Origin of the sequence: Umezawaea tangerina, from assembly GCF_003002815.1 — a bacterium.
Classification (GTDB): domain Bacteria; phylum Actinomycetota; class Actinomycetes; order Mycobacteriales; family Pseudonocardiaceae; genus Umezawaea; species Umezawaea tangerina.
Genome location: NZ_PVTF01000023.1, coordinates 101167 through 117081, shown reverse-complemented (window position 1 = coordinate 117081; position 15915 = coordinate 101167). Strand labels below are relative to the sequence as shown.

At 71.1% G+C, this 15915-nt stretch carries 18 protein-coding genes; 9 read left to right on the top strand and 9 right to left on the bottom strand.

What is annotated here, in order from left to right:
* Positions 1 to 216 precede the first annotated feature (216 nt).
* On the top strand, positions 217 to 813 hold the full coding sequence (locus CLV43_RS44970; RefSeq protein ID WP_106196676.1) for a hypothetical protein: 597 nt from the start codon (positions 217 to 219) through the stop codon (positions 811 to 813).
* Between the two features lie 49 nt (positions 814 to 862).
* On the opposite strand, the gene CLV43_RS44965 is transcribed toward CLV43_RS44970, so the two are convergent.
* Entirely contained in the window at positions 863 to 1618 is a 756-nt protein-coding gene (locus CLV43_RS44965; RefSeq protein WP_106196675.1) for a DUF72 domain-containing protein, read from the bottom strand.
* A gap of 104 nt (positions 1619 to 1722) precedes the next feature.
* On the opposite strand from CLV43_RS44965, the gene CLV43_RS44960 reads away from it, so the two are divergent.
* From CLV43_RS44960 to CLV43_RS44950, 3 genes are read left to right on the top strand one after another with little or no spacing between them, the layout of a single operon-like run.
* Positions 1723 to 2073, top strand: coding sequence for a hypothetical protein (locus CLV43_RS44960; RefSeq protein WP_106196674.1), 351 nt, complete (start codon positions 1723 to 1725; stop codon positions 2071 to 2073).
* 32 nt (positions 2074 to 2105) lie between these two features.
* Positions 2106 to 2390: a type II toxin-antitoxin system Phd/YefM family antitoxin gene (locus CLV43_RS44955; RefSeq protein ID WP_106196673.1), complete on the top strand. Its 285-nt coding sequence runs from the start codon at positions 2106 to 2108 to the stop codon at positions 2388 to 2390.
* Complete coding sequence (locus CLV43_RS44950) at positions 2387 to 2782, top strand: PIN domain-containing protein (RefSeq protein WP_106196714.1); 396 nt, start codon at positions 2387 to 2389, stop codon at positions 2780 to 2782. Before CLV43_RS44955 ends, CLV43_RS44950 begins: the two co-directional genes overlap by 4 nt.
* A gap of 4 nt (positions 2783 to 2786) precedes the next feature.
* On the opposite strand, the gene CLV43_RS44945 is transcribed toward CLV43_RS44950, so the two are convergent.
* Complete coding sequence (locus CLV43_RS44945) at positions 2787 to 3242, bottom strand: hypothetical protein (RefSeq protein WP_106196672.1); 456 nt, start codon at positions 3240 to 3242, stop codon at positions 2787 to 2789.
* 209 nt (positions 3243 to 3451) lie between these two features.
* Here CLV43_RS44945 and CLV43_RS44940 point away from each other — a divergent pair, with 209 nt between their 5' ends.
* Positions 3452 to 4078 (top strand): hypothetical protein, encoded by a 627-nt coding sequence (locus tag CLV43_RS44940; RefSeq protein ID WP_106196671.1) that lies wholly within the window; start codon positions 3452 to 3454, stop codon positions 4076 to 4078.
* Between the two features lie 63 nt (positions 4079 to 4141).
* Here CLV43_RS44940 and CLV43_RS44935 read toward each other — a convergent pair whose 3' ends face one another.
* The 3 genes from CLV43_RS44935 to CLV43_RS44925 form a co-directional block, all read right to left on the bottom strand.
* Positions 4142 to 6250, bottom strand: a complete 2109-nt coding sequence (locus CLV43_RS44935; protein ID WP_106196670.1) for a 3-hydroxyacyl-CoA dehydrogenase NAD-binding domain-containing protein — start codon at positions 6248 to 6250, stop codon at positions 4142 to 4144.
* Entirely contained in the window at positions 6247 to 7491 is a 1245-nt protein-coding gene (locus tag CLV43_RS44930; protein ID WP_211304865.1) for a thiolase family protein, read from the bottom strand. Before CLV43_RS44930 ends, CLV43_RS44935 begins: the two co-directional genes overlap by 4 nt.
* 139 nt (positions 7492 to 7630) lie before the next feature.
* Complete coding sequence (locus CLV43_RS44925) at positions 7631 to 8071, bottom strand: ABA4-like family protein (protein WP_106196668.1); 441 nt, start codon at positions 8069 to 8071, stop codon at positions 7631 to 7633.
* Positions 8072 to 8197: 126 nt separating this feature from the next.
* Between CLV43_RS44925 and CLV43_RS44920 the strand changes: the two genes are divergently transcribed.
* On the top strand, positions 8198 to 8824 hold the full coding sequence (locus CLV43_RS44920) for a MerR family transcriptional regulator (RefSeq protein ID WP_245887500.1): 627 nt from the start codon (positions 8198 to 8200) through the stop codon (positions 8822 to 8824).
* Between the two features lie 10 nt (positions 8825 to 8834).
* On the opposite strand, the gene CLV43_RS44915 is transcribed toward CLV43_RS44920, so the two are convergent.
* From CLV43_RS44915 to CLV43_RS44905, 3 genes are all read right to left on the bottom strand, one after another.
* Positions 8835 to 9092, bottom strand: coding sequence for a hypothetical protein (locus CLV43_RS44915; protein ID WP_106196667.1), 258 nt, complete (start codon positions 9090 to 9092; stop codon positions 8835 to 8837).
* Positions 9093 to 9208: 116 nt separating this feature from the next.
* Complete coding sequence (locus CLV43_RS44910; RefSeq protein ID WP_106196666.1) at positions 9209 to 10465, bottom strand: ribonuclease D; 1257 nt, start codon at positions 10463 to 10465, stop codon at positions 9209 to 9211.
* Between the two features lie 67 nt (positions 10466 to 10532).
* Positions 10533 to 11249 (bottom strand): response regulator, encoded by a 717-nt coding sequence (locus tag CLV43_RS44905; protein WP_015099292.1) that lies wholly within the window; start codon positions 11247 to 11249, stop codon positions 10533 to 10535.
* A 254-nt stretch (positions 11250 to 11503) separates the two neighbouring features.
* On the opposite strand from CLV43_RS44905, the gene CLV43_RS44900 reads away from it, so the two are divergent.
* Positions 11504 to 12664: a dipeptidase gene (locus tag CLV43_RS44900; RefSeq protein WP_106196665.1), complete on the top strand. Its 1161-nt coding sequence runs from the start codon at positions 11504 to 11506 to the stop codon at positions 12662 to 12664.
* A 115-nt stretch (positions 12665 to 12779) separates the two neighbouring features.
* Here CLV43_RS44900 and CLV43_RS44895 read toward each other — a convergent pair whose 3' ends face one another.
* Positions 12780 to 13343, bottom strand: coding sequence for a DUF3000 domain-containing protein (locus CLV43_RS44895; RefSeq protein WP_106196664.1), 564 nt, complete (start codon positions 13341 to 13343; stop codon positions 12780 to 12782).
* Positions 13344 to 13445: 102 nt separating this feature from the next.
* On the opposite strand from CLV43_RS44895, the gene hemE reads away from it, so the two are divergent.
* Together hemE and hemG are read left to right on the top strand one after the other, a co-directional pair.
* Entirely contained in the window at positions 13446 to 14492 is a 1047-nt protein-coding gene (gene hemE / locus CLV43_RS44890; RefSeq protein ID WP_106196663.1) for a uroporphyrinogen decarboxylase, read from the top strand.
* Positions 14489 to 15910 carry a protoporphyrinogen oxidase gene (hemG, locus tag CLV43_RS44885; RefSeq protein WP_106196662.1) on the top strand — a complete coding sequence of 474 codons (1422 nt, stop codon included), beginning with the start codon at positions 14489 to 14491 and terminating at the stop codon, positions 15908 to 15910. The genes hemE and hemG overlap by 4 nt, the downstream gene beginning before the upstream one ends.
* Positions 15911 to 15915: the final 5 nt, after the last annotated feature.

Below are 15915 nucleotides of genomic sequence, written 5' to 3'. Positions count from 1 at the left end.
GGCGAGCCGGCGCGATGATCGCTCTCGGAACCCTCTGCGTACTGGTGGCGAACGTTCGTCAGAGGGGGCCGCGGTGGCAGACCTGGGGCAGCTTCCTCTTGTCCTTGGTGTGCTTCGCCGGCTCGTTGAGCTTCGTCGAGCGGCCGCCGCCGCGTTCGAACCCCGAGCCGCCGGGTCCCGGTGTCGAGTCGGAGCTCCTGGCGTACAGCCGACGGGATGGTGTTCGCCGTCCCGGACCAGGGTGGAACGGCCGCCTATGGAGGTCCCGAGGACGTCTACGCCGTGAAGGCCGATGGCACGGTCGTCCGGATGTACGGCACCAGCAGCAACAAAGCGGTCATGTTGCCCGCCACCAGGGGTGATGCCGACTACCTGGCGTGGAAGACGGGCTGGAGGAATGGTGGATGTCAGGACCACGAGTACGTTCGTGCCTTCCGGACGGCGAACTCCTCGACGTACGAGATCAAGTCGCCGGACGCGGACTCGGCTTGGGCAGTTCTTTCGCTGAGGTGGAGCAGGAGCCGGGCGCGTCCAGGATCGCAGTGGGTGCTCTACTCCGTGCAGATGCCGACCCGGTTGGACGGTCAGCGGTGCCGGGAGGGCGGACGTCAGCTGTGGCGCTCGATGCCGGACGGTGTGTGGGAACAGGTTCCCGCGCCGCCCGACGTCGTGGAAGGCGTGGCGAGCGCGTCCGGTGTGCTGGCTGTTCGCACTGGTCAGTACGGGGCCGCGGAAGGAACCGTGTCGTTCATCCGGAACGACGTGCGGGAGCCCGTGGCCGAAGGGGTCGTCGAAATGGCCTGGTCCAAGTGATCCTGCCGGACCGTGACGGTTGAGCCGAACTGACGTCGGGGAAGGCGGGTCACCAGAGCCCGTTCGGGATCGGGGTGGACTGGATGCCGAGCCGTTCGGACAGCGCCATCGCGTTGTAGGGCGCGGCGCCGCTCATCGTGTTGTCGAAGTACACGAACACATCCCGCTCCACCGCCCACCCCCTCACCCGCTCCGCCCACCCCTCCAGCGCCGCCTCTGAGTAGTCCCCCACGTACAACTCACCGGGCCCGTGCAGGCGGATGTAGATGAAGTCGGCGGTGGGGGTGTCGAGGACCGGGTACTTGCCACCGGAGTCGGCGAGGACGGTGGCGATGTTGTGGGAGTGGAGCAGGTCGGTGAACTCCGGGGTGTCGAAGGTGGAGTGGCGGGCTTCGACGGCGTGGCGGCCGGGAGGTAGTTGGGTCAGGAAGGTGGTGAGGCGGGAGGCTTCGAAGGGCAGCCACGGGGGGAGTTGCCAGAGGACGGGGCCTTGTTTGGCGCCGAGTTCGGAAATGCCGGAGGTGAAGAAGGCGGTCAGGTCGGACTGGACGTCGTGCAGGCGCTTGGTGTGGGTGATGTGCTTGGGGCCCTTGACGGACAGGACGAAGTCGGTGGGGGTGCGGGTGGCCCAGGAGTGGTAGTCGGTGGGGCTGCGCAACGAGTAGAAGGTGCCGTTGACCTCCACGGAGTTGACTCGCGCGGCCAGGTGTTCGAGCTCCTTGGGCCTCGGCAGTCCCCTGGGGTAGAAGGCGTCGCGCCATTCCGGGTAGGTCCAGCCCGAGGTGCCGATCCTGATGTCGTGCATCGGCCGGTTGTTCCCGGTTCGGCAGTGATCGAAACAACAGTGGCAGGCGGCCTCGGCGGGGGTACTACGGAAGGAGCAACCGCCGTGGCGAAAGCGAGATCCCGATGACCAGCACCCTCTCCTCCCCGTCCACCCTCGTCGACGACCGCGCCGCGCTGGTCGACGAGGTGTCCGCGCTGCTGGCGGACCAGCCCGACCTGCTCGCGGCCCACGGGACCGTGGCGGTGCTGCGCGGGTTCGACCGGGCGAGCCGGGAGGCGCGGGACGCGGTCACGGCGGTCGTGCGGGCGCACGGTGGCCGGGTGCTGGACCTGACGGCGGCGTCGTGCGCCGGTGGCGTGCAGGACCTGCCCGCGGTCGACCTGGTGGTGGCGGTGAGCCGGTCGGTGATCGGCACGGCCGAGCGGGCCGCCGGGACCTGGGGCGCACCGCTGCTGGCTGTAGCACCTCTGTAGCACTTTTCCCCCGAGAGAGCTACAGTGGTGGTATGACGACGGCCATCGGGCAGCGGGAGCTGCGCAACGACAACGCGGAGATCATGCGCCGCGTCGAGGCGGGGGAGCGGTTCGTGGTGACGCGCAACGGACGTCCGGTGGCCGACCTGGTCCCGCACGCCGCCGAGCCCGCCCGGCCCCGCCGCACCCTCGGTGAGCTGCAGGCCCACTTCCGGACGCTGCCGCCCGTCGACGTCGACCGGTGGGACGCCGACCGGCTGGCCGACGACGTCGTGTTCGGCGCGGACAACCCCCTCGAGGACGCGTGGCGCCGGTGACCGACCGGATCCTGCTCGACACCTGCGTGGTCATCAGGCTGGAGGAGATCGACTTCGGCGTGCACGTGGACGCCGAGCCGACGATCAGCGCGGTCACGGTGGCGGAGCTGGCCTACGGCCTCGACGTGGACGACCCGGTGGAGCGCTCCGCGCGCACGGAGCGGTACTACGCGGCGCTCGACGAGTTCGAGGTGCTGCCGTTCGACACCGCGGCCGCCAAGATCTACGGCACGCTCGCCGCGCTCGTGCGCCGCAGCGGTCGCAGCCCGCGGCCGCGCCGGATGGACCTCCAGATCGCCGCCACGGCCGCCGCGCACGGCCTCCCGGTGCTGACCCGCAACATCAAGGACTTCACGGGCCTGGAACGGGTCGTCGAGGTCATCGCGGTCTGACCGCTCACAACCCGGCGCGGTCCAGCGCGCTGCCGATGACGTGCGGCACGGTGGCGTCGCTGGGGTCGGCGGCCAGCGCCGCCGCGCACGGGCACTCGCCGAGGTCGCGGCCCGCGACCGCGCACAGGTAGACGCCGAGCACCCGCAGGTTGCGCGCGGTGTGCCGCTGCCGCGTCACCCCCTTGAACGGCACCCGGCAGTGCACGGCCTTCGCGAGGTCGAACGTCACATCCGGCCGCGGCTCCACGGTGACCTGGGTGTCCAGCTCCTCCGCCAGTTCGGCGACGCGCACGCAGGACGTGCGCTCGACCAGTCTCGGGTCCAGCCGCGCGACCAGCCTCGTGCGCACCTCGTCGCGCCACCCGGTGTCGCCGTCGAGGAACTCGGCGAGCTCGTCCAGGCGCACCGGCTCCGGTTTCCTCGGCCTGCGGTCGCGCACCCTGCGGCGGTGTGTGTTCATGTGACGAGAATCGGGCCGTCCAGGGCCTTTCCGGACAAGCTCACCCGGCTGCGTGGGCGCTGTGACTCGCCCGTACCAACGCCACGCGGCCCGCGAACCCGGACCGTGTGGTGCAGCTACCCCGGACGTGGGCCGTCACGCACGGTTCGGGTCCACTGACCGGTTGAAGTCGGGGTAACAGCGAATCATTCACCGTCGATAATGGTTTCATGACAGACGGCTTCACGTTGGCGGACAGGATCGTGGCGCTGCTGGGCCACTTCCCCAACGGGCTCACCGACGCGCAGATCGCGTCGCAGTTGCGGGTCGTCCACGACCAGGTCAACTCGCGTTGCCGCACGCTCGCCGACGCGGGCATCCTGCACCGCGACGACTTCGGACGTCCGATCATGAACAGCCTGGTGACCGAGCTGCCCAGGGCCGAGATCAGGACGAACCCCTCCCACGAGTGGTACTGGGAGGGCAACGTGCTGGCCGAGCTCGTCCGGTACTTCGAGATGGACGGCTGGGTGTTCCTGCGCGGCGACCGGATCATGGCGCAGCGAGCCGGACGGCTGCTGCACGTCGAGTCCAAGGGGTTCCCGACGAAGCGGTCCACATCGGACTCCAAGCCGCCGCACCCGATGGAGCAGGCCGAGGCCTGGTACGCGGACTCGCTGCTGAAGGTGCTGCGGCTGCGGCAGGACTGCCCGGACGACGTCGTGGGCATCGGCCTTCCCGACTTCGTCTGCTACCGCGAGCTGCTCGCCGACACCTCGGAGACGTTGCGCGCCATGCGGATCGACGTGTTCCTGGTGCGCGCGGGAGGCCGCGTCGACTGCGTCGCCAACCACTGACCGGCACGCGACAGCGCCCGGCCCCCTGGTGAACGGGGACCGGGCGCTGTCGCGTGCGACGACCTAGGCGGGCAGGGAGGCCACACCGGGGGCGAGGAAGCGCTGCCCGGTCACCTTCTCCGAGATGCCCTCGCGGTCCAGGTACGGGGTGATGCCGCCCAGCCAGAACGGCCAGCCCGCGCCCAGGATCATGCAGAGGTCGATGTCCTTGGCCTCGGCCACGACACCCTCGTCGAGCATGAGCCGGATCTCCTCGGCCATGCCCTCCAGCGCGCGCGCCTTGACCTGGTCGGCGGTCAGCGGCATGTCGCCGAACTCCCAGAGCGCGGCGACCTCGGGGTCGACGGTCTGGTTGCCCTGCGCGTCCCACTGCCACACCGCGGTCTTGCCCGCGGCGACGAACTTCGCCATGTTCGGGCTGACGCTGAAGCGGTCCGGGAACGCGTTGTGCATCGTCTCGGACACGTGCAGCGCCACCGCCGACCCCACGAGCTGGAGCAGGATCAGCGGCGACATCGGCAGGCCGAGCGACTCGGTGGCCTTGTCGGCGACCTCGAACGGCGTGCCCTCGTCGATGGACTTCACGACCTCGCCCATGAAGCGGGTGAGGAGGCGGTTCACCACGAACGACGGCGCGTCCTTCACCAGCACGCAGGACTTCTTGAGCTGCTTGCCGACCGAGAACGCGGTGGCCAGCGCCTCGTCGTCGGTCTGCTCGGCGCGCACGATCTCCACCAGCGGCATGACCGCGACCGGGTTGAAGAAGTGGAAGCCGACGACCCGCTCCGGGTGCGCGAGCTTCGACGCCATGTCCGTGATGGACAGCGACGAGGTGTTGGTGGCCAGGATCGCCTGCGGGGACACGTGTTCCTCGACCTCGGCGAACACCTGCTGCTTCACCGCGAGGTCCTCGAACACGGCCTCGATGACGAAGTCGGCGTCGGCGAACGACGCCTTGTCCAGCGAGCCGGTGACGAGCGCCTTGAGCCGGTTGGCCTCGTCGGGCGAGACGCGCTTCTTGCCCAGGAGCTTGTCCACCTCCGAGTGCACGTACCCGACCCCTTTGTCCACGCGCGCCTGGTCGATGTCGGTCAGCACGACCGGCACGTGCAGGCGGCGGGCGAACAGCAGCGCCATCTGGGACGCCATCAGACCGGCGCCGACGACACCGACCTTGGTGACCGGCCGCGCCAGCGACTTGTCCGGCGCGCCCGCGGGCTTCTTGACCCGCTTCTGCACCAGGCCGAACGAGTAGAGGCTCGCCCGGAGCGTGTCGCTCATCAGCACGTTGGCCATGGCCTCGTTCTCGGCCGCGAAGCCGCGGTCGAGGTCGTTCTCGCGGGCCAGCTCCAGCAGCTCCAGTGCGTACCCGGCGCCGGGGGAGGCCCCCTTGGTCTTGCCGTGCACGATGGCCTTGGCCCGCGCCACGGCGGCGTCCCACGCCTCGCCGCGGTCGATCTCCTTGCGCGGCGGGGTGATCTCGCCCGCGACGACCTTCGCCAGCCACGCGAACGACTGCTCGAGGAAGTCCGGGGACTCGAACATCACGTCCGCGATGCCCATCTCCAGCACCTGGGCGGGCTTGAGCATCTTGTTCTGGTTCAACGCGTTCTCGAAGATCACGGTGACCGCGGCGTCCGCGCCGACCAGGTTCGGCAGCAGCTGCGTGCCGCCCCAGCCGGGGAACATGCCCAGGAACAGCTCGGGCAGCGCGATCGCGCCCGCGCTGGCCGACAGCGTCCGGTACTGGCACGACAGCGCCAGCTCCAGGCCGCCGCCGAGCGCCGCGCCGTTGACGAACGCGAAGGTCGGGATGGTCGAGTCGGTGAACTTGCGGAACGTGCCGTGCCCCAGCTCGCCGATCATCATGGCCTCGTCGCGCTGGTCGCCCTCGACCGCGCCGAGGTCGGCGCCCACCGCGAAGATGAACGGCTTGCCGGTCACCACGATCGCCGCCGGACCGGCCGCGGCGGCCTCGTCGTAGGCCGCGCTCAGGCTCAGCAGGCCCTGCGGGCCGAACGTCGACGGGCGGGTGTGGTCGAGGCCGTTGTCGATGGTGATCACGGCGACCCGGCCGTCGACACCGGGCACGTCGACCAGGCGGGTGGTCGCGGTGGTCACGACCTCCTTGGCGTACTTCGCCTTCGCCTCTTCAGGGGACAGCGTGCTCACTTCGTCTCTCCCGTCCAGAGGGGGTTCTCCCAGATCACGGTGCCACCCATGCCGATGCCGATGCACATGGTGGTGATGCCGTAGCGCACGTCGGGGCGCTCGGCGAACTGCCGGGACAGCTGCGTCATGAGCCGCACGCCCGAGGAGGCCAGCGGGTGGCCGGTGGCGATCGCGCCGCCCCACTGGTTGACCCTGGGGTCGTCCTGCTTGATGTCGAAGTGGTCGAGGAAGGCCAGCACCTGCACGGCGAAGGCCTCGTTGATCTCGAACAGGCCGATGTCGTCGATGGTGAGCCCGGCGCGCTTGAGCGCCTTCTCCGTCGCGGGCACCGGGCCGATGCCCATGACCTCGGGCTCGACACCCAGGAACGAGTAGCCGACCAGCCGCATGCCGATGGGCAGGCCGAGCTCGCGCGCGGTCTCCTCCTCGGCCAGGATGCAGCCGGTCGCGCCGTCGTTGAGACCGGCCGCGTTGCCCGCGGTGATCCGGCCGTGCGGGCGGAACGGGGTCTTGAGCTTGCCGAGGTCCTCCAGGGACGTGCCGGGGCGCGGCGGCTCGTCGGCCGTCGCCAGTCCCCAGCCCTTGTCCGCGGAGCGGGTGGCCACCGGGACGAGCTCGGGGCCGATCTTGCCCGCCGCCACGGCCTCGGCGTACTTGGCCTGCGAGGCCACCGCGTACGCGTCGGTGCGGTCCTTGGTGATCTCCGGGTACCGGTCGTGCAGGTTCTCCGCGGTCTGTCCCATGACCAGCGCCGAGGTGTCCACGATCCGGTCGGAGATGAAGCGCGGGTTCGGGTCGACGCCCTCGCCCATCGGGTGGCGGCCCATGTGCTCGACACCGCCCGCGATCACCACGTCGTAGGCGCCGAACGCGATGCCGCCCGCGGCGGTCGTCACGGCCGTCATGGCGCCCGCGCACATGCGGTCCACGGAGTAGCCGGGCACCGACTTCGGCAGCCCCGCCAGCAGCGCGGCGGTGCGGCCCAGGGTCAGGCCCTGGTCGCCGATCTGCGTCGTGGCGGCGATGGCCACCTCGTCGACGCGCTCCGGCGGCAGCTCGGGGTGGCGGCGGAGCAGTTCGCGGATCACCTTGACCACCAAGTCGTCGGCGCGGGTCTCCGCGAAGATCCCCTTGGGTCCGGCCTTGCCGAACGGCGTGCGGACGCCTTCGACGAAGACCACGTTCCGAACGCCACGAGCCACGTCGTGTCCGCTCGGTGCCGGCGCTGCTGGTGCGGCCACGGCGTCTCCTCCACGTTGAACCGATGTTGGGAAGTCCGCCCGGTCGGCGGCGTCGCGAGGCGAGCCGCTACCGGTCGGTAACACTGACTTTAGACCTCGTTACTCGTCAGTAACCACCGTGGTGGCACTGTCGACTGCGTCACACCGCAGGTGCGGGCTCCTCCTTGCGCGTCCGCAGTGCTCGAACGGGCAGGAACAGCAGGAGTCCGACGGGGGCCACCATGATCGTGACCACCAGGATCGGCGCCATCAGCAGGGGGTGGATGTCCAGCTCACGGCTCTGCCGGTACATCCACCGGCCGACGAACAGGTCGAAGGCGATGAAGTGCGCCCAGGCGATCGCCGTGCCCGCGGGCGTGCCCAGGTACTCGGCCAGCGGTGCCAGCTCGGGTCGTGAGACCAGCGGCAGGACCGTCGTGAAGTCCGGCACCAGCAGCACGAGGTAGATCAGCGCGGGCGGCACGACGATCAGCGGCGACGCGACGGCCCGCTCGGTCACCCGCCACTTCGGCGCCAGGATCATCAGCAGCCAGAACGGCGCCGCGGGCAGGAACGTGATCGAGAACAGCGTTTCGCTCATGCCGCCACCGCCGGGGTGGTGGTCGTGCCGGGAACTGCGCGGGTCATGGTCGGCTCCATTCGGATAGTGACACTCTCCAATAATGGAAAGGTAGACTATCCATTCGGTGGCCACCAGGAGGGAGGGGTGTCCGTGCGCATCGCGGAGCTGAGCTCGACCAGCGGGGTCCCCGTGCCGACGATCAAGTACTACCTGCGCGAGGGCCTGCTGCCCTCCGGCGAGCCGACCGGCCGCAACCAGGCCGTCTACGGCGAGGAGCACCTGCGCAGGCTCAAGCTCGTGCGCGCGCTCGTCGAGGTGGGCGGGCTGTCGATCGCGGTGGTCGGCGAGATCGTCGCCACCCTCGACGCCTCCGCTGAGGTCACCCACCACGTGCTCGGCGTCGTGCAGCGCAGCATCGCACCGGTCACCCCGCCCGTCGACGACCGCGACGCGGACGCCGAGGTGGCCGCCTTCCTGGCCCGCCGCGGCTGGGCGCACATGGCACGCGACCCGTCGGTGCTCGCGCTCGTGGGCGTCGTGGCGACGGCCAACAGGCTGGGCCACCACCGGTTCGCCGACCTGCTCGACGGGTACGCCGAGGCGAACGTGGCCATCGCCCGGCGGGACCTCGACTACCTGGTGCTCAACTCCAAGCCCGACGAGGTGGTCGAGGACATGGTCGTCGCCACGGTGCTGGGGGACGCGGCGCTCAAGGCGCTGCGCAGGCTCGCCCAGCGCGAGGCCTCGGCCGGACTCCTCGCCGAGGAGTGAGGGCCGGCGCTCAGGCCGCACGGGACGAACGGGCACCGCGTGCCCTGGCTCCGGAAGTGGACGCGGGCGGTCGCTGCGGGCGGTCGCCGCGGATCACGAGCGGCCGGGCGTGCCCGAGGACGGGCGGGATCGTGAACGGCCCCGACTCGACGCGGACCGGCACCCGGCCGTGGGCGACGACACCGAGACCGGTGACCGCGACCAGGGCGAGCGGGGCCAGCACCACCGGCATCAGCGGGGTACGCCATCGGACGATCTTGTGCCGCATTCCGACCTCGCAGTGCCGTGGTGGCCGACTACCGCCAAGTCAAACGGCATGCAACCGCTTCCACTACCCCTGACCTGGGCGTTGGTCCGGTCAGATCAGGGGTAGGGGTAGCGGGGTCACTCGGTAGGGGGTGGCGGAGGCGGCTGGAGGGCCGCCGTGAGCGCGTCGACCGTCAGGTCGATCTGCCACCGCCGGGCGCCGCCGTCCAGCAGCGCCCGCTCCACCCCTGCCGGGGTGAGGTCCTCGGGCGGTTGCCAGCAGGTGCGGCGCACCAGGTCCGGCAGCAGCAGGTTCTCCACCGGGAGCGTGTTGGCCTCGGCGATGGCGGTCAGCGCCGCCCGCACCGCGGCCAGCCGCACGGCCGCCGCGGGGTCCTTGTCGGACCAGCGGTTCGCCGGGGGAGGACCGTCGTGGTGGGGAGAAGGCTCCGGCAGCTCGGTGCGCGGCAGCGCGGCGGCGCGCTGCAAGGCGCCCAGCCACGTGCCCACCATGCGCCGTTGCGCCCGCCCGCGGAACACGGGCAGCGCAAGAAGCGCCGCTTCGTCCGCGGGGTTGCGGACGGCGGCGTCGACGAGAGCGGCATCGGGCAGCACTCGGCCGGGCGCGATGTCGCGTTCCCGTGCCACCGAGTCCCTGGTCTCCCACAACGCGCGCACCGCGGCCAGCTGCCGGGGGTTGCGGATGCGGTGGATACCGGAGGTGCGGCGCCACGGTTCGGCACGAGGACGGCTCAGCGGAGCATTGCGCGCCGCCTCGAACTCCTCGTGCGCCCATTCGAGCTTGCCCTGGTGCTTGAGCTCCTGCTCGAGCACGTCGCGCAGCTCGACCAGGAGCTCCACGTCGAGCGCGGCGTAGTTCAGCCAGTCGGCGGGAAGGGGGCGGCGCGACCAGTCGGCCGCGCCGTGCCCCTTCTCCAGCCTGTAGCCGAGCAAGCGCTCGACAAGTGTGCCCAGAGCGACCCGTTCGAAACCGGCCAGCCTGCCCGCCAGCTCGGTGTCGAACAGGACGCTCGGATGGAGGCCGAGCTCGGCGAGGCACGGCAGGTCTTGCGACGCCGCGTGCAGCACCCACTCGGTTCCATCCAGCGCCTCGACCAGCGGGTCGAGCCGACCGCCCAGGGCGATCGGGTCGACCAGCACGGTTCCGGCGCCTTCCCGGCGCAGTTGCACCAGGTAGGCACGTTGCGAGTAGCGGTAGCCCGAGGCTCGCTCGGTGTCCACCGCGACCGGACCCTTCGCCCCGGCGAGAGCCGAAGCTGCTCGCCGGAGCGCTGACAGGTCGGACACCACTGGCGGAACCCCCTCTGCGGGTTCCGTCAGCGGTACCGGTTCTGCTCCGGTTGGTTCGGTTGGCTCGTCGGCGGGTACGTCCACGACGGATGACCCTATGACGAACGCCCCGCTCGCGGGTGTATCAGGCCGGTTCAGTGCTTCGACCAGCTCAGCGGATCACGCCGGCACGCATGGCCAGCGCGACCATCTGAGCCCGGTCACCGGTGCCCAGCTTGCGCCCGATCCGACTCAGGTGGGACTTCACCGTGAGTGCGGAAAGGCTGAGCGCTTCGCCGATCTCCTTGTTGCTCTGGCCATCGGCGACCAGCTGGAGGACCTCGACCTCACGTGCGGAAAGCTCCCGCGGCGTGTTGTCGGTGCCCGGAACCCTGGTGCCCGCTGCGAGCACCGGAGCCACGCTCGGATCCGCGTAGACCCCGCCGTCGAGAACCCTGCGCACCCCGTCGGTGACCACCATGGGCGAAGCCGACTTCAGGAGGTACGCCTGAGCGCCCGCCTGGAAAGCCGACCTGACCGCATAGGGGTCGTCGGAGGATGCGAGGACCACGATTCGCGGCCAGCCCTGGGCACGGAGTTCCGTGACCAGGTCGATGCCGGTGCCATCCGGCAGGCCCAAGTCGAGGATCGCGAGGTCGCAAGGTCCGGTTGCCAGAGCCCGCGCCCGAGCCTCTGCAACCGATGCGGCCTCATGCACTGTCCCGGCTCCCATTTGGGTGAGCCGAGCCGATATCGCCTCCCTCAGCAGTGGGTGGTCGTCGACCACCAGCACTGAGAACAACTCTTCCCGCGGGTGCGGGACCATGTTCGCCGGCAACGAGCCGGCTGGCGTGGTACGAACGGCCTGACCTAAGCCGACGGCAGCCACGTCACTACCTCCCTGGAGTCGGTCGTGCCCCCCCGACCGGCACCGGGACTTTCGGCCAATCAGCCGCGCCACTGATCGACCGAAAGTGGTGTCGTCTGGGGCAGCGTAGCCGCCCGAGAGGGTCTACGGGACGATCAATCGGGTATCTATCCCTATCGAGTTGTGACTGGTGACCCCTTCTGTCACACGATCGGCTGACAACTGGATGGGGCCGTAACGCGAGTCTCACTCACAACGACATCTAGGAGTTCCCAGTGGCGAGCAGCGCAAGCCGGGATCGTGCGCAGGTACTTCTCGAGCGGAACCAGCTCGCCGACGGGCACAACGACCTCCCCTGGGCCCTCCGCGAGTTCTTCGAAACCGACGACAAAAGTGAAAAGTCAACGGACGACGTCTACGCCACGGCGGCCAAGGTGGACCTCTCCGTCCGGCAACCCACACTCCACACCGACCTGGTGCGGCTGCGCGAGGGCCGGGTGGGTCTTCAGTTCTGGTCCGTCTGGGTCCCGTGCAAGCTCGCCGGTGACGCGGCGGTGACCGCCGTGCTGGAGCAGGTCGAGCTCGTCCACGAGCTCGCCGCCCGGTACCCGGACGACCTGGCGATCGCCACGACGGCCGAGCAGGCCGAGGAGGCGTTCGCGGGAGGCCGCATCGCGTCGCTGCTGGGCGCCGAGGGCGGGCACAGCATCAACTCCTCGCTGGGCGTCCTGCGGGCCCTCAGGAGGCTCGGGGTGCGCTACATGACGCTCACGCACAACGAGAACACCCCGTGGGCGGACTCGGCCACCGACGAGCCCGCGCACGGCGGCCTGACCGGCTTCGGGCGCGAGGTCGTGCGGGAGATGAACCGGATCGGGATGCTGGTCGACCTGTCCCACGTGGCGCCGTCGACCATGCGCGACGCGCTGGCCACCTCGGCCAAGCCGGTGATCTTCAGCCACTCGTCCTGTCGGGCCGTCGCCGACCACCCCCGCAACGTGCCGGACGACGTGCTGGGCCTGCTCGCCGACAACGGCGGGGTCTGCATGGTCACGTTCGTCCCGAACTTCGTGTCGCAGCGCTACGTCGAGTGGGACGTCGCCCTCAAGGGCGCCATGGACGCGGCGGGGGAGAGCCACAACGACCTGGAGGTCCGCGGCCGGTTCGCGCGCACGTGGACCGCGGGCGGGCCCCCGCCGAAGGTCACCATCCAGGACGTCGTGGCCCACGTGGAGCACGCCCGCGAGGTGGCCGGGATCGACCACATCGGGCTGGGCGGCGACTACGACGGGGTGAGGGCGCTCCCCGAAGGCCTGGAGGACGTGTCCACCTATCCGGATCTGTTCGCGGAACTGCTCGACCGCAAGTGGAGCGAGGAAGACCTCGCGAAGTTGGCGGGAAGCAACATTCTGCGCGTCTTGCGCGACGCTGGTTGACCGGAATTCCGCCGGTGCACCTGCACGTGCATTAATACTGTGCAATTCGCTACCACAAGAGGGTGGTGAAGCGGTCGTTTCCGGCGTGTTGTCGCCAATGCGCCGGAAACGGGGACTAGTGGCCGGAACGCTGCCCGAAGAGCGAGACGCCGACCGGCGGCAGGCCCACGGCGGTGGCCATCAGGTCGTAGAACGCGGTGCCGTGGGCGGCGAGCTCGGCGTCCTCGGCCGTCCACGACGCCCGCAGCTCCAGGTCGTCGGTCCGCGCGGGGCCGGAGATGTCGCCGAAGCGGGCCGACGAGGTCTGCGTGACGGTCCCGCCCAGCGCCGTGAAGTGCGCGCCCGAGACCTCCAGCGACTCGGCGAGCCAGGACCAGCCGACCTCCGGCAGCAGCGGATCAGCCGCCAGCTCCGGGTCCAGCTCGACCCGCACGTAGGCCACGAGCCGGAAGACGCCGTCCCAGGCGTCGACGCCTTCGGGGTCGTGCAGGAGGACCAGCCTGCCGGTGGACAGCTCGTCGGACGGGCCGGTCACCTCGGCCGTCATTGCGTACGCCCAAGGTGCGAGTCTTTGCGGCGGGCGCACTTCGGTGATTTCCAGCTCTGGTCGGGTTCGCACCGACTTGAGCGTCGCCACCGCCCGCCGGAACAACTCGGGCTCCGCCGCGATTCCGGTCACGTCGCCGACTGTATGCCCAAATGCGCCCCCTCCGGACGGCGGCACGCCGAGCGGAGGCACCGCGCCGAAGCGCTTTCCCGTCGCGTGGGACGATGGGAGGCGATGACGAACTCCCAACTCTCCGAGGCTCCGCTGCTGGTCGCCGCACGCGGTGGAACCCCTTCCCGGACCCCGGTCTGGTTCATGCGCCAGGCGGGCCGTTCGCTGCCGGAGTACCGCAAGCTGCGGGCGGGCACCGCGATGCTCGACGCGTGCATGGACCCGGAGATGGTCCGCGAGATCACCATGCAGCCGGTGCGCAGGCACGACGTGGACGCGGCGATCCTGTTCAGCGACATCGTGGTGCCGCTGAAGGCCGCGGGCGTCGACCTGGACATCGTGCCGGGCACCGGTCCCGTCGTCGCGAACCCGGTGCGCACGGCCGAGGACGTGGCCGCGCTGCCGGAGCTGCGCACCGAGCAGGTGCAGCCGGTGCTGGACGCGATCGGCCTGCTGCTCAAGGAGCTCGGCGGCGTCCCGCTGATCGGGTTCGCGGGCGCGCCGTTCACGCTGGCGTCCTACCTCGTGGAGGGCGGCCCGAGCCGCAACCACGAGCGCACCAAGGCGCTCATGCACGGCGACCCGGAGCTGTGGCACCTGCTGCTGGGCCGGATCGCGGACCTCACGGCGGCGTTCCTGCAGGCGCAGGTCGCGGCGGGCGTGTCCGCCGTGCAGCTGTTCGACTCGTGGGCGGGCGCGCTGTCCGAGCGCGACTACCGCGAGTTCGTGCTGCCGCACTCGACCCGCGTGCTGTCGTCGATCTCGGGCGTGCCGCGCATCCACTTCGGCGTGGGTACCGGCGAGCTGCTGCCCGCGATGCGCGAGGCGGGCGCGGACGTCGTCGGCGTCGACTGGCGCATCCCGCTGGACGTGGCCGTGCGCAGGCTGCGCGAGGCCGCCCCGGAGCTGCCGGTGCCGGTCGTGCAGGGCAACCTGGACCCGGCGCTGCTGTTCGCGGGCGTGCCCGCGCTGGAGCGCGAGATCGGCCGGATCGTCGGCGAGGGCAAGGCCGCCGCGGGGCACATCTTCAACCTCGGTCACGGCGTGCTGCCGGACACCGACCCGGAGATGATCACCAAGGCCGTCGAGCTGGTGCACGCCGCGAGATGAGGCCACTCCACGTCGCGGTCGTCGGGGGCGGTGTCTCCGGTCTGGCCGCGGCGCACCGCCTGCGCTGCCTGCTGGGCCCGACGGCCCTGATCACCGTCATCGAGCAGGCCGACCGGCTGGGCGGGAAGCTGCGCACGGTCGAGCTGGCGGGCCACGCCTACGACGTCGGTACCGAGGCCTTCCTGGTGCGCAGGCCGGAGGCGGCGGAGCTGATCCTCGAACTGGGCCTCGCGGGGTCCGTGGTGCACCCGACCGCCGCCGCCGCGAGCATCCGCGCGGGCGGCGCGGTGCGGGCCATCCCGCCGCACACCTTCATGGGCGTGCCCGCGTCGGCCGAGGCCGTGCGCCCGGTGCTGACCACCGAGGGCTTTCACCGCGTGCAGGCCGAGCCGTCGCTGCCGCCGATCCGCCTCGACGGCAAGGACGTCGCCGTCGGCACGCTGCTGCACGAGCGGTTCGGCCCCGAGGTCGGCGCCCGCCTGGTCGGACCGCTGCTCGGCGGCGTGTACGCGGGCAGCCCCAAGTCCCTCGGCCTGCGCGCCACCATGCCGCAGCTGGCCGCCGCCCTGGACTCCGGCGTCGGGTCGCTGCTCGCGGCCGCCGCGACGACCACGCCCGTCCCGCCGCAGGCCCGCGCCAAGCGCGCCCCGGTGTTCGGCACGCTCTCCGGCGGCCTGTCCGCGCTGACCGACCGCCTCGCCGAGGCGTCCGCCGCCGAGATCCGCCTCGGCCTGCCGGTGCGCGCGCTGATCTGGCGCGACGTCGGCTGGCGGCTGGAGATCGGCTCGGCGTCCGCGCCGGAGTACCTCGACGTCGACGGCATCGTGCTGGCCGTGCCCGCGCCGTCCTCGCGCAAGCTGCTCGGCGACGTGGCCCCGGCCGCCGCGAAGCGGTACGCGGAGATCGACGTCGCCTCGATGGCCGTGGTCGCCATGGCGTTCCCGCCGGGCACCCCGCTGCCGGAGCGCTCCGGCGTGCTGCTGGCCGAGGGGGAGCGGTACGCCGACAGCACCCCGTTCACCGCCAAGGCCTTCACGTTCTCCAGCCGCAAGTGGGCGCACCTGGACGACGGCCCGCTGCTGGTCCGCGGCTCGGTCGGCCGCTTCGGCCAGACCGCGCTGCTCCAGCGCTCGGACGCCGACCTGGTCAAGGTCGTGCGCGCGGACCTCGCCGAGCTGACCGGCATCACCGCCGCGCCGATCGACACGGCCGTCACGCGCTGGGGCGGCGGTCTGCCGCAGTACGGCGTCGGCCACCTGGACCTGGTGTCGGGCATCGAGCAGGCCGTGGCCGAGCTGCCCGGCGTCGCGGTGGCGGGGGCGTCGCTGCACGGCGTCGGCGTGCCCGCGTGCATCGCGACGGCGGACTCGGCGGCCGCACGTGTCGCCGCCCACGTCCTCGGCCGCCTCCGACGGTGAGAGGA

Excerpts from the sequence above, each read along its gene's own strand:
- CLV43_RS44925 (WP_106196668.1), bottom strand. The coding sequence starts at position 8,071 with ATGAGCGAAACGCTGTTCTCGATCACGTTCCTGCCCGCGGCGCCGTTC.
- CLV43_RS44940 (WP_106196671.1), top strand. The coding sequence starts at position 3,452 with ATGACAGACGGCTTCACGTTGGCGGACAGGATCGTGGCGCTGCTGGGC.
- CLV43_RS44915 (WP_106196667.1), bottom strand. The coding sequence starts at position 9,092 with ATGCGGCACAAGATCGTCCGATGGCGTACCCCGCTGATGCCGGTGGTG.
- CLV43_RS44945 (WP_106196672.1), bottom strand. The coding sequence starts at position 3,242 with ATGAACACACACCGCCGCAGGGTGCGCGACCGCAGGCCGAGGAAACCG.
- hemE (WP_106196663.1), top strand. The coding sequence starts at position 13,446 with ATGACGAACTCCCAACTCTCCGAGGCTCCGCTGCTGGTCGCCGCACGC.
- CLV43_RS44965 (WP_106196675.1), bottom strand. The coding sequence starts at position 1,618 with ATGCACGACATCAGGATCGGCACCTCGGGCTGGACCTACCCGGAATGG.
- CLV43_RS44955 (WP_106196673.1), top strand. The coding sequence starts at position 2,106 with ATGACGACGGCCATCGGGCAGCGGGAGCTGCGCAACGACAACGCGGAG.
- CLV43_RS44960 (WP_106196674.1), top strand. The coding sequence starts at position 1,723 with ATGACCAGCACCCTCTCCTCCCCGTCCACCCTCGTCGACGACCGCGCC.
- hemG (WP_106196662.1), top strand. The coding sequence starts at position 14,489 with ATGAGGCCACTCCACGTCGCGGTCGTCGGGGGCGGTGTCTCCGGTCTG.
- CLV43_RS44970 (WP_106196676.1), top strand. The coding sequence starts at position 217 with ATGGTGTTCGCCGTCCCGGACCAGGGTGGAACGGCCGCCTATGGAGGT.